The following is a 24,413-nucleotide window of genomic DNA, read 5'->3' on the forward strand; positions in this document are numbered from 1 at the left end:
AGCTAAAAGAGCCTAAAAGATATAGTGTTAAAAAAATCATTATTCATCGTTTATCATTCAAAATTATTTTGTACCTTTGCCTCTTGAAAACTTAAAGCAAACGACCTATTGTTATGATGATCAATATTATAAAAGAACACCTTCAAAAAATAGACGATTTTAAAGCCAAAACAAAAGAGGAACTAGAACAGTTTCGCATTCAATATCTTGGAAAAAAAGGGCTTTTAAACGACTTTTTCACTGCTTTTAAAGATGTTCCCAACGACCAAAAAAAGACCTTTGGGCAGGTAGTAAACGAACTTAAAAATAAAGCTGAAGCCAAAGTTCAGGAACTACGTACTTTTTTTGAAAACCAAAACAACACTCCTATTCACCATAGTGACCTTACTCGTCCTGCAGCTCCTACAACTATAGGCACTCGCCACCCCATATCTATCGTGAAAAACGAAATTCTCAATATCTTTGCCAATATAGGCTTTGATATTTCTGACGGGCCTGAAATTGAAGACGATTGGCACAACTTTACTGCGCTGAACTTGCCTGAATATCACCCTGCTCGTGATATGCAAGATACTTTCTTTATCCAAACTAACCCTGATATTTTACTCCGTACTCATACAAGTTCGGTGCAAATACGTTATATGGAAAATCACCAGCCTCCTATCCGAACTATATCTCCGGGGCGTGTATTCCGCAACGAAGCTATATCTGCACGTTCGCACTGTTTGTTTCACCAAGTAGAAGGCTTATACATAGATAAAAGCGTCTCTTTTGCTGACCTTAAACAGACGCTTCTCTACTTCACCAAAGAGATGTTTGGAAAATCACGCATACGCCTCCGCCCTTCCTATTTCCCTTTTACCGAACCAAGTGCCGAAGTGGATATTTATTGGGGGCTTAATAACGAGGTAGATTATCGCATTACCAAAGGTACTGGCTGGCTGGAAATTATGGGCTGTGGTATGACTGACCCTAATGTGCTTAAAAACTGTAATATAGATAGCAATGAGTACAGTGGGTTTGCTTTTGGTATGGGGATTGAACGTATTGCTATGCTGCTATACCAAATTGGCGATATTCGTATGTTCTATGAAAACGACACTAGATTCTTAGAACAATTCAAAAGTGCTTATTAATACATAAAATGCTCAAAGTAAATAATATATACTATTCCTATACCGCCGAACAACCTATACTAAAAAACATTTCTTTTCACTTACCACAAGGGGAGCATCTATCGGTTATGGGAGAAAGTGGTTGCGGGAAAAGCACACTCCTAAAAGCTATATATGGGCTTGTAGACCTGCAAGAGGGCGAAATACGATTTTGTGAAGAACGGGTATGGGGACCTTCATACCAATTGGTGCCTGGATTCAAATCTATGAAATACCTTGCCCAAGACTTCGGGCTGCGTCCTTATCACACGGTAGCCGAAAACGTGGGGAAATTTATTTCTAACCTTAATTTGAAGTACAAAAAACAACGTACTACGCAGCTACTCACCCTTGTAGGAATGCAGCAATATGCTCAGCAACAACCTATTAACCTTAGCGGTGGCGAAAAGCAACGTGTAGCGCTTGCAGTAGCTCTTGCCCAAGAGCCTCAGCTCCTCCTGCTGGACGAGCCCTTTAGCCAAATAGATAACTTTAGAAAAAACGACTTACAACGTACTCTTTTTGCTTATCTGAAAAAGCAAAACATTAGCTGTATTGTAGCTACTCACGATGGCAAAGATGCGCTCTCATATTCTGATAAAGCGCTCATTATGAAAGACGGGCAGCTCATAGCCTTTGGTGATACTGCTACTATATATCACCAAGATAGTGATTTTTATACGGCTTCACTATTTGGTGAAGTTACTTCTCACAATCAAAAACTGCTAAAACCTCACCAAATATCAGTAGTAGCTCACTCTGCTTGGGTGGCTACTGTACAAAACAGCTATTTCCAAGGTAATCAATATCTTATAGAAGCTAAATGCCAAGAGGATAAGGTATTCTTCTTTAGCAACAAGCCTATTGAAAAAGAACGTATAGTGCATTTAGCCACTAATCACTAAAAGAACTAAAATGAAAAAGATAATTATACTCGCATTTATACTACTCACTACCTTTGCTTGTGCACAGCCTAAGAAGTTTGCAGTGCGCACCATAGCTTTTTATAACGTAGAAAACCTGTTCGATACCATCAACGACCCTAATACATTAGATGACGCCCGTACTCCCGAAGGTGCCGACCGCTGGACAAGCAAGTGCTATAACGACCACGTACAAAAGATAGCAAGAGTACTCTCCGAAATTGGCAACGATGTTACCCATAGTGCTCCTGATGTTATTGGGCTTGCCGAAGTAGAAAACGAAGCAGTAGTTGCCGACCTTATCAATACTTCCTACCTAAAAGATTATAACTATGGTATCATCCATTACGATTCTCCTGATAACCGCGGTGTAGATGTAGCTCTTATCTACAAAAAGAGTGCTTTCAAGCCAATTTCTTCATTCCCTCACCCGCTTCACGTTTATAAAGATGATGGTACCCCACTAAACACCCGAGACCAGCTACTTGTTTCGGGCGAATTAGATGGTGAAATGGTTCACTTCATCGTAAATCACTGGCCTTCACGATTAGGAGGAGAACCCCGTAGCCGCCACCTTCGCGAAGAAGCCGCAGCCCTCAATAAACAAATCATAGATTCATTGCTGAAAATAGACCCTAATGCCAAAGTGTTTTCTATGGGCGACTTTAATGATGACCCTACCAACTCTTCTTTCAAAAAAATACTCCAAACCAAAGATAAAAAAGAAGACGTTCAGAAAGGCGACCTCTTCAACCCTATGGAAACAATGTACAATAAAGGTATGGGAACGCTTGCTCACCAAGATAAATGGAATTTATTCGACCAGATTTACTTTACATACGATGTCCTAAAAGGCGATAAATCATCTTATCGTTATTGGAAAGCCTCTGTATTCAATCCCGATTATTTAACTACCCAAACGGGGCGTTATAAAGGCTACCCTTTTCGCAGTATGGCAAACGGTAACTACACTTGGGGCTATTCAGACCATTATCCCGTATGTATCTACTTAATTAAAAAACCAAAAAACAAGAAATAATATGGCACATTATTTTTCTTCAGATTTTACTCTCGGAATACTCGGCGGAGGACAATTAGGCAAAATGCTCCTTACCGAGACTCGTAAATATGATATTACCACCTGCGTTTTAGACCCCAGCACCGAAGCTCCTTGCCGCATTGGGGCTAATGTTTTCACTCAAGGCTCGCTCACCGATTACAACACCGTTTATAACTTCGGAAAGGCTGTAGATGTACTTACCATAGAAATTGAAAATGTAAACGTAGAAGCCCTACAACAGCTACAAAGCGAAGGCGTAAAAATATACCCCTCACCCACTACTATCAAAACAATACAAAATAAAGCTAGACAAAAGCAATTTTACGCTGCTCATAATATTCCTACAGCTCCTTTTAAGGTCTTTTGTAATGTTGAAAACCTCAAAGAAGCCGTTGTAAATAATGAAGTAAATATACCCTTTGTATGGAAAGCAGCGCGTTTTGGCTATGATGGTAACGGCGTAAAGATTGTACGCCACCTCACCGACCTTGATACGCTCCCCAACGAAGAATGTATCGCCGAAACCTTAGTACCTTTCAAAAAAGAATTAGCAGTAATTGTAGCACGTAACCCTAATGGCGAAATTACCACTTACCCTGTAGTAGAAATGGAGTTTCATCCAGAGGCTAATCAGGTGGAGTATGTACTTTGCCCAGCACGCATTCCCGATGAGGTAGCCCACAAAGCACGCACCGTAGCGCTACAAGTAGCCGAAGCCCTTCAAGTAGTAGGACTTTTAGCAGTAGAGCTCTTCCAAACCCAAGACGATGATATACTGGTAAACGAGGTAGCGCCACGCCCACACAACTCAGGACATTATAGTATCGAGGCAGCTTATACCAACCAGTTTGAACAACACCTACGCGCTATCCTAAACCTCCCTTTAGGCAACACTGATAGCAAAACTGCAGGAGTAATGGTCAATTTAGTAGGAGCTGAAGGTTATCAAGGTAAGGTAATATACGAAAATATAGAACAAATAATGGCAATGAGTGGTGTAACCCCACACATATACGGCAAGAAAGAAACCCGCCCTTTCCGTAAAATGGGACACGTAACCATCATTAATGAGGATATTAACCAAGCTCGTGCTATAGCCGAGAAAGTTAAGCAAACCATTAAAGTAATTGCATAATAGCATTACCTATATTTATTATCCCAAAATGTCAAAGAACGCATTTTTTTAGGCTGCAAAATTGCAACAATTCCACTTCCTACACAAATATCTGTCTCACGGTGGAACAACATTGTAAACATAAAAAGAGGCTACCCTTAAAAGTTAAACCAAACTTTCTTGAGTAGCCTCTTAAATCTTTCTTTTTTATTATTAAATATTATTCATTACTACAACACCTTTTTGTAGTAGTAAGTTGTTCGGAAAGGTGATTTCCTCTCCTTTAGCCGTCTTCAGTAGCGTATAAAACGATCTAATATCTATTATTTTAGCCTCAATAGGATAGTCCTTATCCATAATCTTTATCACATTCCCTATCTTAAAAGGAGAGGAGAAAAACAGTATAATCCCCGCAGTAATATTGCTCAAGATAGACCATTGTGCAAAGAAAGCAACCCCTATAACTGTAAGTACCGATGATATAAAAAGAAATATCTGTTCTGGCTTTATCCCCCAAATAGAGATAATCACAAGTAGTGCAAGCATATAGATGAAGTAATCTATATACTTTTTCACCAATTGCGTCCGTGATTCTGCAAACTCCGAAGTTTTTCCTATATTATCAATGATAGTATTCACCAAGTAGCGCAATATCATAAATATCACAAGAGCTACTATTGTAGCTATTATTTGGTATAAATATTTTTGTTCTATCATTGTTATTGTTTTATAATTACTTCGCTATATTCACAGCACGAGTCTCGCGTATTACTGTTACTTTCACCTGTCCAGGATAAGTCATATCTGTTTGTATTTTTTGTGAAAGGTTAAATGACAATTCTGCCGCTTTATCATCAGTAACCTTTTCACTTTCCACAATCACGCGCAATTCCCTACCAGCTTGTATTGCATAAGCTTTTTTCACTCCTTGGAAAGTAAAGGCAGCATCCTCCAAGTCTTTCAATCGCTGAATGTACGAGTCAAGCACTTGGCGGCGAGCCCCAGGGCGAGCCCCACTGATAGCATCACACACCTGCACTATAGGCGAGAGTAATGAAGTCATTTCAATCTCATCGTGGTGCGCCCCAATAGCGTTGCACACTTCGGGTTTTTCACCATATTTTTCAGCCCATTCCATACCCAATAAAGCGTGAGGTGTTTCGCTTTCTATTTGTGGCACTTTTCCTATATCGTGTAGCAATCCAGCGCGTTTAGCAAGTTTAGGGTTTAGTCCCAATTCAGCAGCCATTACACCACAGAGTTTAGATACCTCACGAGAGTGCTGCAACAAGTTTTGCCCGTATGACGAACGGTATTTCATACGACCCACACATTTCACTAGTTCAGGGTGCAAACCGTGAATACCAAGGTCTATTACCGTACGTTTTCCTATTTCTACAATTTCTTCTTCTATTTGTTTTGTAGTTTTTTCCACCACTTCTTCTATACGTGCAGGGTGAATACGCCCATCGGTAACCAATTTGTGCAATGATAGGCGAGCAATCTCGCGGCGTACTGCATCAAAGCAAGAAAGGATAATAGCCTCAGGAGTATCATCTACAATGATTTCTACCCCAGTAGCCGCTTCCAAAGCGCGTATATTGCGCCCCTCTCTACCAATGATTCTACCCTTCACCTCGTCCGATTCAAGGTTAAATACCGATACGCAGTTGTCAATAGCCTCTTCTGTACCTATGCGTTGTATAGTATTGATAACAATCTTGCGAGCCTCTTGGTGGGCTGTAAGTTTAGCCTCCTCAATTGTAGTTTGTATATACGCCATTGCATCAGCCTGAGCCTCACTCTTTAGCGAGTCAGTAAGTTGTTTTTTCGCTTCCTCAGCCGATAGCCCCGATATTACTTCCAATTGCTGTACTTGGCTTTTGTGCAAGCGTTCTATTTCCTCTTGTTTTTTTTCTAAAGTCTGTAATTTATGGTCAGCCTCTTTAGTTTTGGTTTCAAGTTCATCTTTTAGACGTTTATTTTGAGCCAATTCATTAGATACCTGTGATTCTTTATCTCTAATGCGCTTCTCAGCCTCAGCCATTTTTTTATCTTTCGCACTTACAGTCTTTTCATACTCTGCTTTTAGTTCTAAAAACTTCTCTTTTGCTTGGAAAATCTTGTCTTTTTTAATGTTTTCAGCCTCGCTCTTTGCGTTTTTCAATACATTTTCAGCTTCAGCTTCGGCATTGAGAATAATTTCTGATGCATTCTTTTTTTCCAGCACCTTTGCAATGCCAAAACCAGCTGCAAGAGCAATGATAAAAACAGCAATAATTACTATAATACTTGTCATTTTCTTTTTTGTAAATAAATTTGATATATAAAAAAAGCCTATATTGATTGCAGTGTTTCACGTAAAACTCTGAAAAACAGGTTTAGGGATACCCAGTGGGGCAAGTATCCGTAGCATAGAAACTATGACGGCGCGCTTTAGCCACTAGAACATTACCCTTTTGTGAAATGTTAATGTTGAGTTTACCGAAAGGTCAATCAATATAGGCAGTAAATTTTTCTATGTAAAGGTACGTATTTTATATCATCATATCCATCAGCTTGCATAGCCCTTCCAATTTCTCTTTAGCGTTTGCAACATCGCTATTTGCTACAAGGCGCAGTTCGGCACATTCCTGTGCAAGCACTATAGCACACATAGCAAGTGCATCTTGCTTATCCTGCAAAGCATAATTTTGTTCAAAGTTTTTTATCATTTCATTGATTCGCTTTGCAGCAATCCTAAAACCCTCCTCTTGTGCAGGCGTTACAAACAAAGGATAAAACCTATCGCCTACAGCAAGTTTTATCTTTAATTGCTCTTTGTTCATAAAATCCCTATTTTGAAAGTTGAACTATACACGCATCTATCTCTCTGATGAGTGAATTTATCTTTAGTTTCGTTTCTTTTTTATGATCTTTACTGCCCAATATTCGGTTTGCTACCTTCAGTGCCTCATTTTCTCCTTTCACCTCAGCCGTCTCTTCTTTAGCTCGTAGTTCAGCTTGTTCCAGTTGCAACACTTCCCTCCTAAGCTTATCATTCTCCTGCTCCAATTTATCTATCTTTTCCTTTAGTAACAGAACTCTATCTGTTAATAAATCTGCAAGTTCACTGATACTACTCATCGGTAACAAACACTAAATATTTTGCTGCAAAAATAAAGCATATTTATGTAAAAAACAATTTTTTTACATAAATATTTCAGCTATATATACAACTATTTAATTATCAGCATTATATAAATTATTATTCCTGTGGCTTGACACGTGTAGCACGCATCACATACACTATTTGTACCACTACCAAAAAAGCATTGGGCAGCACCACTGGGATACTATTTATCAAAATACCATACCACACAAATAGCAAGCAGCCCACCAAATTAGTAAGCCGTATATATTTTATATTATCTTTTATTAGGAAGCTAAGCACTACAAATAGCGAAGCCCCATAGCCTATTATTTCTGTCATTATTTATTTTTTTTATAGCGTAATCGCCTGCGGAAGAAAAACATAGCCACAGCAGCCACTGCAAAAGCAAGGTTCAGATAGCAACTTTTTGTATCCTTTCCCCACCATTCATAAGCATTATAACCCGCATACGCAGCTATCGCCAAATAGGCATAATCAAAAAATGAGCGTGCATTCATATCTTATATTTTATGGTTAATCATTATCTTCTATAGCCAATATTCCTGTAGTTTTATGTGCTTTAACGGTAGAAAATTTTTTGTCAAAATCCATACCTATTCCTTTAGTAACCGTCCCTTTTGCATCATCTCTAAAGTCGAATTCCTTATCCGTAAAAATCCAATCTTCTTTTTGATCCCAGTACAATTGTTCTGTGCGCAAGCGTTTTCCATCATAGGTAGTAAGCCGCACACTATCGCGCAGCTCTACCATTCCCATTGTAGGGTAAATAATCCCATAGCACGCTTCCACCGTATTTTTATGGCGTTGTTGGTCGTAAAAATCTATTTTCAGCCCCTCAGGAAATTCAGAATAAGGCATATGCTGGTTCGTATAATCCTCGTTCAGAGGACTCGTGAGTTCAGCCACCACTAAGCTCGAATCAGTGTACACCAATTTAAAGTTATATGCCTCGCCCTGCGGAAATTTATGTCGCAAATTCAGTTCCTGCAAGTTACGCATATCATTATTACACGAAAAAAGCATTGCCACACACAATAGTGCAGCAATACTTTTCACAAATTTATATGTATCTATTCTATTCATACTTGCAAATCTAATTTTCAAATTTGCTAATTTCCTAATTCCCAAATTTTCAAATTTGCTAATTTCCTAATTCTATAGTCTTGGTACTACTACCGATTGCCCTATCCAGCACTTTAAGCTAATGCTTTTGCCTGCCAAGCCCGATTCAAATATATCAGCTTTAGAAGGTGCCAATGCCTCATAGCGCGCTGCCAAACTTTCCAAACCACCCTTGCGAGCCATTTGTGCTGCCAACCAATACACTGCGCGTTTTTCAAATGCAGTATTACCACATTCGTTAGCCGAACTTGCATAAGCGTGCGCCATAATACGATAAGCATCAGAGTTTGAAGGGTTAAAGCTCAACGCCTTTTGTGCATAAGCCACTGCTTGTGCCTTGCTGTGTTTTGTAGCAATACGTATCAACAATTTTGACTTTTTGAAGTTATCTGTCTCCAAATCCACCGATTCGTTGTAGTATTGTATTGCCTTAGCACTTTGTCCAGCCTTATCACTCATTACACCAAGGTAGTAAGCCGAGTTAGCCGATGGTTTCACCTCGTGTAGCGAAGTTACTATCTTCACAAACAAAGGGTCTTTTGTACAATCCTTGTCCGACATCTTCCCTGCCGCACGGCGCAACCACTCCTCGTTAGTTTTGTTAGCCTCAAAGTTTTTAGTATATAGCGGTATCAGCTTATCACAATCTGCCAATTTACCCAATTTAGCATCAATACTTTCGCTGATAGTTTCGTAGTTATCCACACGTTTGCGGCTCATATCAAGCAGCTTTTTATCGTTATCGCTGATAGTTCCGTTTTCTTCTTGTGCCAAATACTGGTTGATAGTGTTAGAAAGCTCGTTTTTCTCGTCTTGTATTTTTTCCGAGATATTATCGTAAGCGTCAAATACCTCTTGTAGCTCCCTTTTGCCTTTTTCGTGCAAAGTTACCAGTTCAGAGAAATACAAATACAACGCTTTTTCATTCTTAAAGTTAGCTTTATCTTCGTTGAACGCCGCATTTAGCAAGTTATAGATTTCCTCATCTGTGCCTACTTTTTCGTCAAACATCAATAAGGCTTGCTTAGTACGCATTTCAGTAGCACTCAAGCGGCTTGCAAACGTTTTGTTGTAATTGGTGTACAATTCCAAAAGCTCTTTTACAAACGCTTCTTTTGCACTCCCAGTGCTATTTTTTATCTTATCTTGCAAAATACGCTCACCATAAGCAAAAACAGCATAGTGCAGTTTAGGGCAACCTGTATACACTTCCTTCCACACAGGATATGCTTCGTTGTAATTGCGTGCCTTAGCATATTCACTAAATATTGAGAGTTTTTGTCTCATTTCCTCATTCTGAGTACAATCTTGGGCTTGAGCCCCTAAGCTAGCAAATAAGCCAACTATTAGTGCTGTTAGTAACCTTCTTTTCATCTTTTCTCGTGTTTTTATTGATATTTAGTTCTTTGGAACCACTTGTCATTAAGTGTAAATCCTATTTTCAAATTGATATAGTTTTCCTTGAGTACTCCAGTCGAAAGCGTCCCTTTGCGCCCCAGCTCTATCATTCCCGTAAGGTTTGAAAATCCTTTTACAGGTAGGGTAAGTCCAAAAGACGTGCCAAAGTCGTTCAGCCGCTCACCATTTAGCACTATTCCCATAGAATCATACCTAAAACCAACCCTATAAGTTACTTTGTGCCAATAACTACTAAACGAATTGTAGTTCGGTATCCAAAAACCGCCCACACTCAGCTTGTAACTATTTTCATAGCCCACATTAGTAGTGCTCAAGAACGGATTGGAAAACTTGCTATTCGCCGTAAAAGTATATGCTACCCCAGCAAACCACTGTTGGTGAGCTCCTATGCCCAAGCCTATTTCAGTTTGGGCAGGAAGAGTGAGCTTGGTGTTTTTCAAGCCTTTGGCAGCTAAATCTACCGTACTGCCGTTGCGCACCGCCAATTGTGTACCCTGTTTCCCGTTGTTGATATAGCTCAATAGCGAAATAGTACGTTCATTTTCAGACGACAACTTGCTTTCAGGAGTATAAACCAGCGAACTATAAAGGCGCAAACGCTGCTGCAATGTATGCTGATAGTACAAGCCAAGGTTAAACACTGCCCCACTAAGTACCGATTTGCTTTCCTCTTGTGTGTAAAACTCCACATTGTGTTGTTGCATCACATCTTTCATTGCAATGTTGCCAAAGTGATATTTCATAGAAACCCCCACTTGCAGTCCATCATATACTTTATAAGCTACCGAACCAAAAAATTGGTTTACATTACCACGACCTTCATATTGGTAGTTGTTACTGCCCACCGTACTTTTTATTTTATAACCCACAGATGAATAAGGTAGTAAGCCTACGCCTATTCCTAAGTTTTTCGTAATGGGAAAGCCCAACACCACATAATCAAAGGCAGAAGCCCCTACATTTAGTTTTTGAGTGCTGGTAACAATCTTTTTAGACTGCATTGTAAGCCCTGCCGAAAACGAAGTATATTTTAGCGAAGCCAATGCAGCAGGATTTTGAATATTCACCCGCGTACTATCGGCAAAAACGCCTACGCCCCCCATAGCACTTTCTTCGGTAAGCCCTCCAAAGTTGCGTTCGCCCACTCCGTAAAATGAGTACGGCGACTCAGTAGTTTGTTGCGCTATAGCCGTATAAGTAACTGATAATAAAGTAATAATAAGTGTATTTAGCTTCTTATTCATAGTTGTTTTTGATATTCAAGTATGGCGTTAAGTCCTTCCACCAACACTAATGAGCTTGCAAATATCCGACTTTTTATCCGTTTTTGCAAATAAAAATGATTTCCCCCTGTTAAAATTACTTCTAAATCCTGAAAACGCTGCTTGTATAAACCTATAACTCCCTCTATTTCTTGCACCACATTACAATATACCCCCGAGAGCATACAGCTTTGGGTAGTATTACCTATAAACTCCTCATTATCATAGTCTTGTTCTTCTATAAGTGGTAGTTTCGAGGTAAATTCGTGCATTGCACGCAGGCGCATTCCTATCCCTGGTGCGATAGCCCCGCCCAAGTATTCTTTATTTTTGGTAACCACATCAAAAGTGATACAAGTCCCTGCATCAATAATCAGCACATTGCAGTTAGGAAAATGGTGTACTCCTGCTGCAGCCAGAGCCAAGCGGTCTATTCCCAAAGTTTGGGGGGTAGCATATTTATTGACAAAAGGCATCGGAGAGAGAGCATTCAGGTACAACACTTCAGGCAATATATTGTTTAAGAACGAAAAACGTTGTTCAGCATCCTTTACTACCGAAGCCACCGCAGCAGCCCTCAGCTCACCAAGAGAAAATTCCTGCAAAAACTGTGCTAAAACTGTTTCATTTTCTATTTTTTTAAATATTTTGCACCTATTTTCCTCAAATAAGGCTATTTTTATAGAGCTATTTCCCTCATCTATAATTAAATTCATCATCGTTTTCTCGTTTACAACAATATACATAGCACCGCACACTTTGGCAAACTTTGCACCACACAGAGGCTGTCCGAAAAGTCTTTAATAGTACAACTTCGGCATCTCCCCCCCTTTTGAAGGGGGGAAGGGGGGATGTTTCAGAGTTTGCCAAAGTTTATTGCTATGATAATCCCCCGCTGGCGCGAGCTTGTAGCTCGTGCCTACTATAATAAGAGCGTGTCCCCCTTTTTAAAAGAAAGTCCGCGAGCTGGTGCATCGGAGTATGTGTTAAAGGGGGAATGTTACTTATTATTTCCACATCTCCCCCAAGTCCTACAAGTCCCACCCGTCTTACAAGTCCCATCAATTCAAAATTCAGAATTCAGAATTCAAAATTCAGAAAGATAATCAATCTCTTTTATTCATATTGTAGGGGCGATTGGCAAATCGCCCTCACAAAACAAAACTTTTCAGACAGGCTCTTTATAGATAATCAATTACTTATAGTACAATGTCACCACCTCCCCCTTTTGGGGCAGGGGGATGTTTATAAAAATATTGCCAAAGGTTGCAAAACAACAGCCTTTGGCAAACTATTTATTTTTAATCATTTGCAATTTTCTGCAAAGTTACAAGTTTTTTTGAAATTACAAAAAATCTTTTTTAGAGTATTCTCTCCATTACTTCTTCGTCACCTCCACCGAATTACCATTGGTACGAGTGTTATAGCGATTGTTGTACATACGCCACACACTTTGCCAAACTTTGCACCACACATGCACTACCTCCCCCTTTGGGGCAGGAGGATATTTATTCACATTGTAGGGGCGATTGGCAAATCGCCCTCACAAAACAAAACTTTTCAATTATTACCTTTAGGATCTTCACCATACCCTTTCGCAAATAAAGAGCAAAATATAGGTATTTTTATGACTAGTCCTATTAGTGTAGCTACTAGTATTACTATATCGGAAGAATTGTTATTATAAAAGTTTTTAAATTTTTCCAAAGTAACTACCCCAAGGATTAAGTTAAGAATTAAGCTAGTAAAAAGTATAATAATCATAGATATCCCGTATTCAGTTCTACGGATACGTCCTGAAAATGAAAAAGATGCTTTAAACATAATTTAAAAATTTAAAATCATACCTACTCTGTTACAGGCTTTTCGGTTACTGCCTTTTTATTCTGTTTAATCCATAAAAAAACGTGATGCATTCCTTTTTTACTTACTACAGGAGCCCGACCAAAGGCTGCACACCAAAGCAAAAAGGAATGCCCACGCTTATAACGTAACTTCAGTTCCCCGTTGTTGAAAAAAATATCCCTTTTACTTCTTCGTTACCTCCACCCAATTGCCATTGGTACGAGTGTTATAGCGATTGTTGTACATCGCTTCGGCATAAGTGCCTGGAAGGTAATAACGACCTGCATATGAAGCGTTTAGTTTCAACACAAGCGTTCTTTTCTGATTGCCTCGCAAGTAGAAATAGAAGTTAGCACGATCGTCACGAATATCTATATTATCAATATCAGGGTTTTCATTGTTGCCGTAATCGGTAAAGCGAGTATTGATAATTTCCCATCCTGACGGAATCAACTGCGTAAGAGCTATATTATCAACAAATTCTCCAGTAAGGTTCGCTACCTCTATCACAGCTGTAAATTGAGTACTTTGTTGCAAATGAGTCACATCTATCTTCTGTCCTTTGCTATCGCGATAAGTAGTATTGATAGACAAACCATTTTGTATAGCCAATTCATTACCCACAGGCAATATACCTCTACTGATAAGGTTTACATATAGCGTTTGTTTGCTTGTATTCTTCACTTGTACGCTGGTTTGTCCTTTCACAGGTAGCACTACTTGCACTACTGCTTCGGAAGTATTGAGGCTTTCAGTTTTTCCATTTACAGTATAATTAGCGGCAACACCTTTACCAGCTTTATTTACCGCTATATATTTAGCCATAGCGTAAAGCGAATAAGCCGTAGTTTGGGTACTCATCCAATCGTTGGAAGAGAGCTTATCAGCAATTTCGTGTGCCCAACGAGCCGCATCGTTCTTTCTTCCTATCAATAAGGCGGTTTCCATAGCAAGAGCTTTATTGCGCAATGCCGAGCCGTAATAGAAATACGCTTCGTTTTCGCTGTCCAAACCTATGGTATCAAATAGCTTAGCAGCAGCTTGTTTTTGTCCTGCAAGAGCATAAGCTGCGGCAAGAGTACGTTTTGCATTAGCACTAATGTCTTTAGTTTCACGCAAGCGGTTCATCGCTGCCATATTAGGATTACCTGCCAATGCCAAAGTATAAAGACGATAAGCCTGTGCAAAATCGTTTTGGTATTCAGGTTCAAAGTGCCAATTGCGCGCCTCGTCATTTTGGTAGTTCAACCATTTTTGCTTACTGCCCGAAGGAAGTACATACCCCCTCTTCTCCGCTTCTACAAAAAACTGCCCAATATATGAAGTAGCCCAGTTATCGGCATACCTGCCGCCCTTCCAATAGCTAAAGCCTCCATTGGTAAGTTGGTTTTCGTGTAGGCGACTGATAGCACTGTTTACATTACGGCTCGCCTCATCAATTTTTTCTTTAGTAAGACTCACAAAATCAGTGAGGAATAACTGAGGGAATGCTGCCGAAGTAATCTGTTCTGCACAACCGTGAGGATAGCTTATTAGGTAGCCCAAGCGTTGTGCTAAATTCACACTCGGGAAACTTGATACCTCAAGCGTATAACGACCGTCATTGCCCAAAGGCTGTGTACTAAGCTTTTGCGATTCCCCTGCCGAAAGCACTACATTCTGTATAGCATATGTAATGGGGTTAGGATTATAAACATCCATTTCTACCTCGTAAGTAGCTTTTTCATTACCCGATGAAGCTGTTATTTTTACTTTTCCAATACCCGTATTAGTAGTTTCCAGCTCAAAATAAGCCATTTGCTCGCCTGTACTGCTAAAGTTAAGCTGCTGACTGCGACTGCCTACTACTTTAAATTGTCCATTAGTTTCAACGTTCAGCGATACATTCCTCACCTGTTTTTCCATAGCAAATACCGTTACAGGCAGTACTACCTTCTCACCAGGAACTGCCTTACGTGGCAAAGAACCCAATAACGATAACGGACTGTATACCGGCACATTCTTCTTTTCAGCAAAGCCATAAGCATTTTGCTCTACGTTAGAAGCCACTACCATCACCCTTGCCGAACCCATATAGTTAGGTATCTCCACATTATGAGTGTCAGTGCTGCCCTTCTTCAAGTTAAAAGGACCTTTGAATATTACAAAAGGTTTAAAACGAGTCGCTTTTTGAGCCTCTCCACCTCCCAAATCTTCGTCACCACCAATGCTAAAGGCTTGGTTGATAGTACCCCCATAAGCACCAATCACATCGTTGTAAATATCAAAAGTCTTTACTCCAAGAGCCGTTTTGCTAAAGAATACATTCCAAGGATTGGGCGTTCTAAAGCGAGTAAGATTTAGCAACCCATCTTCTACAATCGCCAAACTATAGCTCATTGGTTTACCACTTTTTTCGCTCACTTTTATCGTTGCTTTTTTCTGCGGAACAAACTTTTCAGGAGCTTGTATAACAGGTTCAAGCGTAGTATTTTTATCTACTACCGAAAGAGGCACTACCCCGTAAAGGCGTATAGGCGCATCGTTAGCCGTATGACTATGAGGTTGCAACAATGTAACGTAGCAATACACATTAGGGCTCATTTTGCTTGTTATAGGTAGCGAGTAAGAAGTTTCTCCAGCAGTAGTTTCCACCCAATAAGTTTCCAATACACTGCTACCATTTTCTATCGATATCAAAGCGCGTCCTCCTTTATCCGAAGGGAATGAAATATTAGCCTTTTCACCCACATTATACGATTTTTTATCCGTACCCAAGCTCAGCATTACCGCCTCGCTACCTTCTGCTTTGCGCGATTTGCCCGACCAGTTATCCCAATCAAAATAAACAGTAGAGCCACTTTTGTGTCCACTATCGTCATTAGTAACCAAAATAAAGTACCTACCCCAATCGTTATCTGCAATATTAAGGCTGAATTGTGCTTTACCATTAGCATCAGTAGTTATGTTTTGAGTGCCGTAGAGGGCGTTGCTATCACTACTATTATAGGTAGATATATTTTGGTTGGTAGCATCCCACCACCAGTTCCAACCTATTTTGTAAACCGCCACGCTCACCTCTTTATGTGCCAAAGGCTTACCATTTTCAGATAACACTACCACACGGAAAGTTTGGTCTTTCTCGGTGCTAAGGTAATTGTATTTGTTAGGCTCTGGCAATTGTAAGCCCACGTATTCTTTATAAGGCGAATACGAAGCTGTACTCACATCAGTACTAAAGTCACCACCGCTTTCGTTAGCTTGAGTAAGGAAATTAACTTTCAGCATACCAGGCGCTTGCATCTTATTCATTCCAAAGAAGAAAGTAGCCAATCCATTGCCATCGGTATTGCCTTCATACACATCCACCTCCTCGCTGTCAAAGCTATAAGCTTGGTTGTCAAAGTTATATTTTTCATAGCTTTTGAAAGTAGTAGTGGTAGGCAAAAATTTAGCCTTTACGCTCACCCCCGTATTAGCTGCTGGCGAACCGTGTAGCCATTGCACTTTCAATCTCGCATTTGCCCCCGAAGCCGATATAAGCTTGCCATTCAAGTCATTATCAATCTTCAAGCGGTTAGGCTTAATAGTCTCTATTTTAATGTTTTTACTAAAATTAGCAGCACCCGCCGATACCTGTACATTCCAAGAACCTGTAGGAGCATCTGCCGAAGTTTTCAAACGGAATACATAGTGGTTAGAAGGGTTTGATGTTTGCATACGTTCAGTGATAACCTTACCATAAGGGTCGGTAAATCGCAGTTTTATAGGCAAACTTTCAGGTATTTTTTGAGCGTAGTCGTTCAAAATAAAGCCCACGTAAATACTATCTCCTGGTCGCCACACGCCACGCTCAGTGTATAAGTAACCATTCAAGCCTTTTTGCAAGCGCAAACCATCTACATCGTATTTACTAACCGATTGTTGTTCACCATCATCTATCTTGATGTAAGTCGTATAGCCCTCTTTTTGAACCTTAGCAAAATAAGCCTTCCTGCTTAAGTTTACGGTCAGCCAACCATTGCTATCCGTTTTGCCTTCGTGTATCTTTTGTTGCTGATAATCAAATATTTCTATGTTAGCTGCTTTTACAGGCTGAGTATTTAGAATATTATTTACTATAAAGGTGTAGTTGTTAGTCTGTCCTTTCTTTACAATTACCCCCAAGTCCGAAGCCAATACGTTGGTACTAATAGTTTTGTCATAATAGTAATAATCATCACAAGGACTGATCTCCTCTTCGTAATAGCCATAAGCTTCATAATCATAATCTTCGTAATCATCATCGTCCAATGATTTTTCTTCAAACGAAAGGTCTAATGGCTCCGTATTTTCAGCACCACAAGTGTAAAGCGAATAGTTTTTAGTCATTCCCAATTCCACCTTGTAAATAGCTCCAGGTTCAGGTGTAATTACTGAAGCCAAATCAAGCGAATAAGTATTCCAATCGTTTAGCGGATAAAGTGCCCCATCGGTAAGTTTAAACACCTTGCGAGCGATAGGTTTCCCCACACGGCGAATGTAATACCCCTCACTGAGGTCATTTTCTTGCAAAAACTGCAAGATATTATTTTCATAAATACGATATACCGTTACATTTACCGCACGCAAGTTAATCGTTTGGAAATTGATTTTCAAATTCTCCGAACTTGGCAATATCACCCCGCTCTTTAGGAAGCGAAAGTCAGGATTTTGCTGGGTAAAGCTCACATCAAAAGTATAATCCTTAGCAAGTACCTGTCCATAAATATTCTTTATTCCTTGGTTTACCCGCAATTTGTAATCACCTTCTCGTTTTTCTTCACGAAATACCTTCAAAACGTTACCATTCACGCTGTATTTCAGTTCAGTATCGGTATTAGAAAGACTTACCAGCCCGTTAAACACTTGGTTTTTATCCAAAGGGTCAGAAAAATTAACCAATAGCTGCTGGTTACCCCCTTCATTCTTAACACTCAAAGGCTTAAAATCACCTTTTGCAGGAATTGTAAAGCTAAAAGGAAGCAATTTATCCTCGCTTACATCTTTAGCGTTCCATTTTACAGTAAGCGTTTGTTCTTTGTCCAAACGAGGAAGACTGTCAAAAACAATCACAAATTTGTTATTAGAGCCTTGCGACTGAAATTTTACAGGCACAGTTTTGCCGTCCAGCGAAGCACTGAAAAGAGTTTTAGCAACCGAATAGTCCACTTGGTCATTTGCTAAAAATTCAGCATTGAGGAAATAAAGATCGCGGTTATACGATTGTAAGTCGTTGTCTTTAATTCTGTATGCCTGCTCTAGTGTTTTAACCGTAAAGTTAAAAAGTTGCAATTCTTTTTTTACAGAAAATAGTTTTTTAAGGCTAAATGACACTCGGTATTGAGTGTTTTGCTCTAAAGGTTTTTCTGGCACAAAGCTAATTTGCGTAGCGTTTACTGCCACTACTTTACCGTTTACTTTTGGCGATATTTCAAAGAGGTTCAACTCATTTACTTTATCCAATTTGTCTTGCGGTATAGGCTGATTCAGAAGAATGTTCAGCTGCGTGTGCGAACTTATCAGCCCTGAAGTAAATCCCGCGATATACTCTTTGAATATCAACGGATTACTGTTGAAATCACTATCCTTTTTGCACGCAAATAAGGTAAGCAATGAGAGAAGTAAGAAAGTTATTTTTTTCATATCACTATAATTTTTGGATTTTATAATTGAGGCGGTAAAGGTAAAAATATTTTTTGAAACATACAAGAATTTTATCATAAAATTTAGTCCAGCCAATATCACTCACCAATTCAACTACGAATGATAAGCTAACGAATGGTCAGCCGAAATTTTTCTCCTTGTCATTACGATAAAAAATATTACCTTTGCTAAAAAGATTAAAGATTATGCAAACACTTCGCGACATTATCACCTCTCGCAAAAGCGTATTTCCTCCCCAATATAGTGGGCAGCCCATACCCGAAGAGGTATTACAAGAAATTATCACCGCCGCCAACTACGCTCCTAATCACAAGCGCACCCAGCCTTGGCGTATAAAAGTACATAAAGGAGACGAAAAAGAGCGTTTAGGCGAAGAATTAGTACGCTTGTATAAGAAAAATGTACCAGCAGAGCAGTTTTCAGAGCGGAAGATGAATGAAATAGCACAAAAAGCCGCCCTATCGGATGTTGTACTCACCATCAACATTCATTTCAGTGGCAAAGTTCCCGAATGGGAAGAGATTGCTGCTACCGCTATGGCAGTACAGAATATGTATCTCACCTGCACGGCTCACGGGGTAGGTTGTTATTGGGGCACACCAGGTTTTATGTTTCAGTTGAAAGATTTTTTGCAATTAGAAGATTCTGAACAATGCTACGGACTCTTCTTTATGGGAATGATAGAATAAAAAACAACTTTGCCGAAGTTTAGCAGGTAGCCATCCTACTACCTTTGGCAAAGTTGAATATTTTGTATAGCAATTTTTCAATGTTTTTACACCTTGAAATCTCCTATATTAAATTGCGGTAAACTTACCGAATTAAAATACTCCTCTGTAATCTTCCCTGCTGGCGCGAGCTTGTAGCTCGTGCCTACTATAATTCCTTATTAATTACTTACCCCTGCTGGCGCTGTCCAAAAAGTCTTTAATAGTACAACTTCGCCTTCTCCCCCCCCTTTTGAAGGGGGGGAAGGGGGGGATGTTTAAGAGTTTGCCAAAGTGTGTGACATACAAAAGAGGCTTTGCCAAAGTATGTAATACAAAAAAACCTGTCCGAAAAGTTTCCTCAACCTTTCGGACAGATTTTTTTACTAAATTCAGAATTCTTAAAAGAACCTGACTTCAACTATTTGGAATAAAAACCTTTGGCAAAGATACAAGCCCCTGCGGCTCGCATCTTTGCCAAAAGTATTTTATTAACAATTTAAATCAGGATTATCCCGTGTAGGTATGTACACTCATTTGTGCGGTAGGTAAGTAATTCACACCAAACCAACACATTAGTAACAGTATAAAGGCAACCCCCACAATAATAAAGCTCTGCAAAGGCTTTTTCTCTTTATGGTTGTATTTATGGTGCAGATACACCAAATACCCCAGCCACGTAATCAGTGCCCACGTTTCCTTAGGATCCCACGTCCAGTAGTGCCCCCAAGCCTCTTTAGCCCACAAAGCACCAAATAGCAACCCAAAAGTAAGGAACACATACCCTATCTTAATAAGCTGGTCTATTACCCCAAAAATAGAGTGGGTTTCTTGTCCCTTTTTGTATCGGTAGATACCGTAAAAAGCCGTCAGTGAAGCCATTCCCAGCATAGCATAAGCAAAGATGTACACAATCACGTGAGGGATAAACCATACACTTTGCAGGGCAGGCATCAGTGCCTTGTTCATCGTGTCGGGGTGCGTGTAGGTAAGCCCTACAAACACAATGCCCATCACAGCCGAGTAGCTCAGCATCCATTTCTGTTTATACAGCCAATAGATAATCACCCCAATAACCCCCATAAAGAAAGCGTACCATATACGCGTTTCGGCAAGCGTACGCAATGGCGGGCGGTCTAAGTTCTTCCACAACAAAGCTATAAATCCACCTATTAGCAGAGTTGCTGCTACGTGGCTCACAATACTCAGCCCTCGCAACATCCCATTTTTGCCGTAAATAAGCCCTCCGCCCAATAGCCATAACGCTACTGATAAATATGTTATAATGTCAAAATAATGCCACATTTCTTTAATTATAATTAGAATTATGAATTTAGAATTATTTCTTTCCTTTCACTTGGAATAAGAATGCAATTCCTCCAGCAATAAGCAAGAAAATACCCGTATATACCACAGGCAGCCAAGGGTCAGAAATCAGCTCTACTACACTCAATTCAGACCATCGCCCCATACGCTCGTCATAGCTCACCTGATAAATACGCCATCCGTCCACTTCTATAGGGTGATTCACCTCTATCTTTTCCTCGCGCATCTCTTTAGTATTCTTTTGGTACACAATCACTTCCGATTGAAACTTCCTTGCCTCAGGTGGTGCCATCACCAGCGTATGCATCTTATCCAATTCAATAGCACGAGGTGGAAATTGGTAATTACCTGCAGAAATCCATTCTTTTTTCTTCACACCCGTTTTTACGTTTTCTACCGTCACATAAGCAGCATTAGTAGAACCAAACATCGTGTGGTGAATATAAGTACTATCCGTTTCAGGAATAGCCTTTTCAAGATATTTGTGCAGCGTGATTTTCCAGTCCAATATGTTACCACTTTCCCCTTCTTTTTCCAGCATAAAGCCAATAGGTTTTTCTTTAGGGATTGTAGTACCTGTGGTATCAATCACAAAAAGTTTATTAGGATAAATGTCAATACTAAATTCTTTTAGTTCTAAGGCAATAGGCAGCTGTAGGGTCATATTATCCTCAGTAGTAGCACGCCATTCGGGGCGACCTTTGTAGAGGTTCATCTTTAGGCGCATAATATCGCCCTGCCCCAATACACCAGCAAACATTACCAACCATAGCCCAAAGTGATTTAGCAAAAAAGGAATATTTTTATGCTCATAAACCATTGAACGTTTCAGTATAGAAAACCATAAGTTCATCAAAGCCAATACAAAAATAACCCCAAAATACCACGTTTTTGTAAGGTCATCAAGTCCCATTTTGCCCAAAAAAGTACCTTCCACTTGCTTAGGGTTTATATTGATACTCCCCAGCCCGATGGTAAGCACCCCCAGTGTTATCACTGTAACAATAGCCATTTGTGCCGATGAAAAACGCACTACAAAAGTACGTTTTCTGAAAATAAAAAATACCAAGGTAGTAAGTATTACAAAAGTAATACCCTCTATAATATTATAAGGGAATGAAAACCAGCTCTTACTGATACTACCCAATAATAGTTGCAGGCATACCCCCACAACAAGTAAAATCAACACTACTTTAGTAGCGTAACTATATTGCTTCATATTTAGTGAAAAAGTAAAATAGTGAATATTGTGGTCGTCTCACTTCAATGCAAAAACTTTGCCAAAGTCTCGCAGGCTTTTCGTCCCACGACCTTTGGCAAAGTCTATATTATTGACTGTTATTGCCTAATGCAGCGTGCACTATTTTTGTGTTACTAAACGACCTTCTTTTTTAGCGGTTTCTATCCATTTAGGAACCATTGTTTTCAAGAACTCTTTCTTAGCAGCTTCTTCTTTAGGCATATCTAAGCCAATTTCTTTTTGAGCTTTAGCTTTAGTGCTGATATCAGGCATTACGAAAGCGGTTTTGATATTTAGTTTTTCTTTAAGCACATCTAAATTATTTTCAGCTTGATAAGCATAGATAAGACCATCGCTAAGGAGGCGTTCAGATTCGATAGGAGCGTGGAAAGCGGCACCGTGTGAAGAGTGTACCATATCCCAACGCCATTGTGATTTGCGGATAAGTGCCAAAGTAGGTTTCATTTGTTCTTCAGTAGCACCGTTATCCCACAAGAATTTAGCTTTAAAGTGTACTTTTGCTAATTGTTTTTCGAGTTTCATACGCATACCATATACAGCATCTTGACGTTCAAATACGTTGTTTTTAAGATCGTCTTCGCTTTGGCGGTGGCAAGTTTGGCAGCTTGCTGATACGTTGCGTAGTGGGCTGCTGATTTGGTGGTCTGTAAATTTCACTGCACCATCAGTTTTGTAAGGCATATGGCAGTCAGCACAAGAAACTCCACGTTGTCCGTGAATACCGAGTTGAGAAAGTTCATAGTCAGGGTGTTGAGCCTTTAAGATAGGAGTACGGCTAAGTGGGTGTACATAGTCAGTCCAACCTTCTGCATCGTAGTACTCTTCCATCTTTTCAATAGTCATACCTTTATCCCAAGGGAAAGTAAGGTGTTTTTTATCACCTTTGAAGTAGTACTCTACGTGGCATTGTGCACATACTAGCGAACGCATTTCTTGGTGAGTAGCTTTGTTGATATCTCTACCTTGGCGAGCAAAAGCCTCAACAAGAGCAGGTTGATGTACTTCCAATTTCATTGTCTTTGTATTGTGGCAAGTAGCACAACCTATAGGGTTTACTATTTCGCTACCCCATTGATCCCAAGGAGCACTATAGTAGTTATCCAAGCCCACTTTCTTCATTAGGCGAGGCACATCAGGGCTTTTACAAGTCCAGCAAGTACCTGGCTGTGGAGAGTGGGTAGAATCGGTAGGAGCTCCCGTACGGAGGGTACGAGTAACATCCTCAATAGCGTGCATATGTCCACGTGGTGAAGTATAGTCCTTAGAGAAGGCATACCCTGCCCAAAGGATAACCATTTCAGGACGTAGCTCAAGCAGATCATCATCTTGGCTGCTCATATATTTAGAGCGGAATGTAGTGTCTATCGTAGCTCTCCACGAATCGTATTCGCGAGGGTAAAACTGCGCGTAAAGCTCATTCCTACATTCTTGGTCGGCAAGATCATTACCGCCTCTTGCTATGAGTTCAGCCTCCGTCTTTCTGTTCATTATTGAACTAGCCAATAGCCCTAATAAGAAAGTAACTATTGCTAATATACCTGCAATTAACCAATTTTTCTTTTTCATCGCTGTATAAATTATATTTCTTTTGTCGTTAATAAAATTTTCTAATTAAATAGTGAAGTCTTAATCCAAAATAGTGTCTTTATTTTTTAGTTGTAGCATTTTTAGCAATTTCTTGCAACCATTCAGGGGCGTTAGCACCCAAGTTATCTATTATAGGTACAGGCGAAGCAGGAGCGGCATTTAAACCACGTACGCGGCTGTGCGGTACTTCGCGGTGGCATTCCCAGCAAAGTTTGCCATTACCTGCGTGTGCCATAGGGGCGGTTACTTTTCCTAAGCTCACTTCACTCACAAGGGTGCTATGGCAGCGAATACAATTCTCTTGTACTACCATTTGCCCTGGTTCGTGCATCTTTATTACTTGTGGCTCCATACGAAAAGTAAACATCGTAGCGTGTCGCAAACCATCATTTGCTTTAAAATAGTATTTCCTAAATACATTGTCGTGAGGCACGTGACAGTCATTACAAACAGTATTTCTACCGTGTGATGAGTGAAACCACGTAGCGTATTCAGGTTCCATAATATGGCAGTTCACACACGCTTTAGGATCATCCGATAGGTACGAATAGGCACGTGATATATAAAATATATAACCTGCCAAGCCTATCAGCATACCTGCAAGTGCAGGTATCAAGAACCGAAATAATCGGCTCTTTTTATTCGTTCTTGTCTCATTGTCTCTTGTTGCCATTATTTGTATGAGGTTTTTCGTATCTTTTCATTGCAAAGTTAAGGCATTAAAACTGTTAAACAAAACAAAAAATACATAAAACAGGAATTTGTCTTTGTTCTAAATAAGCAAAGACACTCAATGATAAGTAAATCACATTATT

Annotated in this window: 22 protein-coding genes; 5 read left to right on the top strand and 17 right to left on the bottom strand. The window is 39.8% G+C overall.

Going from position 1 to position 24,413, the window contains the following annotated elements:
- Positions 1-113: 113 nt before the first annotated feature.
- Genes pheS through J4N46_RS10845 form a run of 4 tightly spaced genes read left to right on the top strand, consistent with a single transcriptional unit; the run spans position 114 to position 4,272 of the window.
- Positions 114-1,136 carry a phenylalanine--tRNA ligase subunit alpha gene (gene pheS, locus J4N46_RS10830; RefSeq protein ID WP_208059306.1) on the top strand — a complete coding sequence of 341 codons (1,023 nt, stop codon included), beginning with the start codon at positions 114-116 and terminating at the stop codon, positions 1,134-1,136.
- A gap of 8 nt (positions 1,137-1,144) precedes the next feature.
- Entirely contained in the window at positions 1,145-2,059 is a 915-nt protein-coding gene (locus J4N46_RS10835) for an ABC transporter ATP-binding protein (RefSeq protein ID WP_208059307.1), read from the top strand.
- A 10-nt stretch (positions 2,060-2,069) separates the two neighbouring features.
- Complete coding sequence (locus tag J4N46_RS10840; RefSeq protein WP_208059308.1) at positions 2,070-3,116, top strand: endonuclease/exonuclease/phosphatase family protein; 1,047 nt, start codon at positions 2,070-2,072, stop codon at positions 3,114-3,116.
- Position 3,117: 1 nt separating this feature from the next.
- Positions 3,118-4,272 carry a 5-(carboxyamino)imidazole ribonucleotide synthase gene (locus tag J4N46_RS10845; protein WP_208059309.1) on the top strand — a complete coding sequence of 385 codons (1,155 nt, stop codon included), beginning with the start codon at positions 3,118-3,120 and terminating at the stop codon, positions 4,270-4,272.
- A gap of 192 nt (positions 4,273-4,464) precedes the next feature.
- Here J4N46_RS10845 and J4N46_RS10850 read toward each other — a convergent pair whose 3' ends face one another.
- The 13 genes from J4N46_RS10850 to J4N46_RS10905 all read right to left on the bottom strand — a co-directional run bounded on the left by J4N46_RS10850 (position 4,465) and on the right by J4N46_RS10905 (position 18,696).
- Positions 4,465-4,968, bottom strand: a complete 504-nt coding sequence (locus J4N46_RS10850) for a mechanosensitive ion channel domain-containing protein (protein WP_009415176.1) — start codon at positions 4,966-4,968, stop codon at positions 4,465-4,467.
- A 16-nt stretch (positions 4,969-4,984) separates the two neighbouring features.
- A complete protein-coding gene (gene rny, locus J4N46_RS10855) occupies positions 4,985-6,550 on the bottom strand; it encodes a ribonuclease Y (protein WP_208059310.1) in 1,566 nt (521 codons plus the stop codon).
- 238 nt (positions 6,551-6,788) lie between these two features.
- Entirely contained in the window at positions 6,789-7,079 is a 291-nt protein-coding gene (locus tag J4N46_RS10860; protein ID WP_208059311.1) for a cell division protein ZapA, read from the bottom strand.
- Between the two features lie 7 nt (positions 7,080-7,086).
- A complete protein-coding gene (locus J4N46_RS10865; protein ID WP_208059312.1) occupies positions 7,087-7,377 on the bottom strand; it encodes a hypothetical protein in 291 nt (96 codons plus the stop codon).
- 121 nt (positions 7,378-7,498) lie between these two features.
- The gene (locus J4N46_RS10870; protein ID WP_208059313.1) at positions 7,499-7,723 is read right to left on the bottom strand and encodes a uroporphyrinogen decarboxylase; all 225 of its coding nucleotides are present in this window, start codon (positions 7,721-7,723) and stop codon (positions 7,499-7,501) included.
- Positions 7,723-7,902, bottom strand: a complete 180-nt coding sequence (locus J4N46_RS10875; protein WP_208059314.1) for a hypothetical protein — start codon at positions 7,900-7,902, stop codon at positions 7,723-7,725. The genes J4N46_RS10870 and J4N46_RS10875 overlap by 1 nt, the downstream gene beginning before the upstream one ends.
- 16 nt (positions 7,903-7,918) lie before the next feature.
- Entirely contained in the window at positions 7,919-8,488 is a 570-nt protein-coding gene (lptC, locus tag J4N46_RS10880) for an LPS export ABC transporter periplasmic protein LptC (RefSeq protein ID WP_034556748.1), read from the bottom strand.
- Between the two features lie 72 nt (positions 8,489-8,560).
- Positions 8,561-9,901 (bottom strand): hypothetical protein, encoded by a 1,341-nt coding sequence (locus J4N46_RS10885; RefSeq protein WP_208059315.1) that lies wholly within the window; start codon positions 9,899-9,901, stop codon positions 8,561-8,563.
- A 14-nt stretch (positions 9,902-9,915) separates the two neighbouring features.
- On the bottom strand, positions 9,916-11,190 hold the full coding sequence (locus tag J4N46_RS10890; RefSeq protein ID WP_208059316.1) for an outer membrane protein transport protein: 1,275 nt from the start codon (positions 11,188-11,190) through the stop codon (positions 9,916-9,918).
- Positions 11,187-11,924 (bottom strand): type III pantothenate kinase, encoded by a 738-nt coding sequence (locus tag J4N46_RS10895; protein WP_208059355.1) that lies wholly within the window; start codon positions 11,922-11,924, stop codon positions 11,187-11,189. The genes J4N46_RS10890 and J4N46_RS10895 overlap by 4 nt, the downstream gene beginning before the upstream one ends.
- A 662-nt stretch (positions 11,925-12,586) precedes the next feature.
- Complete coding sequence (locus J4N46_RS13050) at positions 12,587-12,724, bottom strand: hypothetical protein (RefSeq protein WP_449506384.1); 138 nt, start codon at positions 12,722-12,724, stop codon at positions 12,587-12,589.
- Between the two features lie 44 nt (positions 12,725-12,768).
- Entirely contained in the window at positions 12,769-13,032 is a 264-nt protein-coding gene (locus J4N46_RS13055) for a DUF805 domain-containing protein (protein WP_449506385.1), read from the bottom strand.
- A 204-nt stretch (positions 13,033-13,236) separates the two neighbouring features.
- Positions 13,237-18,696 (bottom strand): alpha-2-macroglobulin family protein, encoded by a 5,460-nt coding sequence (locus J4N46_RS10905; protein ID WP_208059318.1) that lies wholly within the window; start codon positions 18,694-18,696, stop codon positions 13,237-13,239.
- Positions 18,697-18,902: 206 nt separating this feature from the next.
- On the opposite strand from J4N46_RS10905, the gene J4N46_RS10910 reads away from it, so the two are divergent.
- Positions 18,903-19,406, top strand: a complete 504-nt coding sequence (locus tag J4N46_RS10910) for a nitroreductase family protein (RefSeq protein ID WP_208059319.1) — start codon at positions 18,903-18,905, stop codon at positions 19,404-19,406.
- Positions 19,407-19,934: 528 nt separating this feature from the next.
- On the opposite strand, the gene ccsA is transcribed toward J4N46_RS10910, so the two are convergent.
- From ccsA to nrfH, 4 genes are all read right to left on the bottom strand, one after another.
- Complete coding sequence (ccsA, locus tag J4N46_RS10915) at positions 19,935-20,729, bottom strand: cytochrome c biogenesis protein CcsA (protein ID WP_009416043.1); 795 nt, start codon at positions 20,727-20,729, stop codon at positions 19,935-19,937.
- A gap of 34 nt (positions 20,730-20,763) precedes the next feature.
- On the bottom strand, positions 20,764-21,969 hold the full coding sequence (locus J4N46_RS10920; protein ID WP_009416044.1) for a cytochrome c biogenesis protein ResB: 1,206 nt from the start codon (positions 21,967-21,969) through the stop codon (positions 20,764-20,766).
- Positions 21,970-22,110: 141 nt separating this feature from the next.
- Positions 22,111-23,577 carry an ammonia-forming cytochrome c nitrite reductase gene (gene nrfA / locus J4N46_RS10925; protein ID WP_208059320.1) on the bottom strand — a complete coding sequence of 489 codons (1,467 nt, stop codon included), beginning with the start codon at positions 23,575-23,577 and terminating at the stop codon, positions 22,111-22,113.
- A gap of 79 nt (positions 23,578-23,656) precedes the next feature.
- Entirely contained in the window at positions 23,657-24,271 is a 615-nt protein-coding gene (gene nrfH, locus J4N46_RS10930) for a cytochrome c nitrite reductase small subunit (RefSeq protein WP_208059321.1), read from the bottom strand.
- Positions 24,272-24,413 lie beyond the last annotated feature (142 nt).

The sequence above is a fragment of the Capnocytophaga bilenii genome (genome assembly GCF_017565765.1).
Taxonomy (GTDB): Bacteria; Bacteroidota; Bacteroidia; order Flavobacteriales; family Flavobacteriaceae; genus Capnocytophaga; species Capnocytophaga bilenii.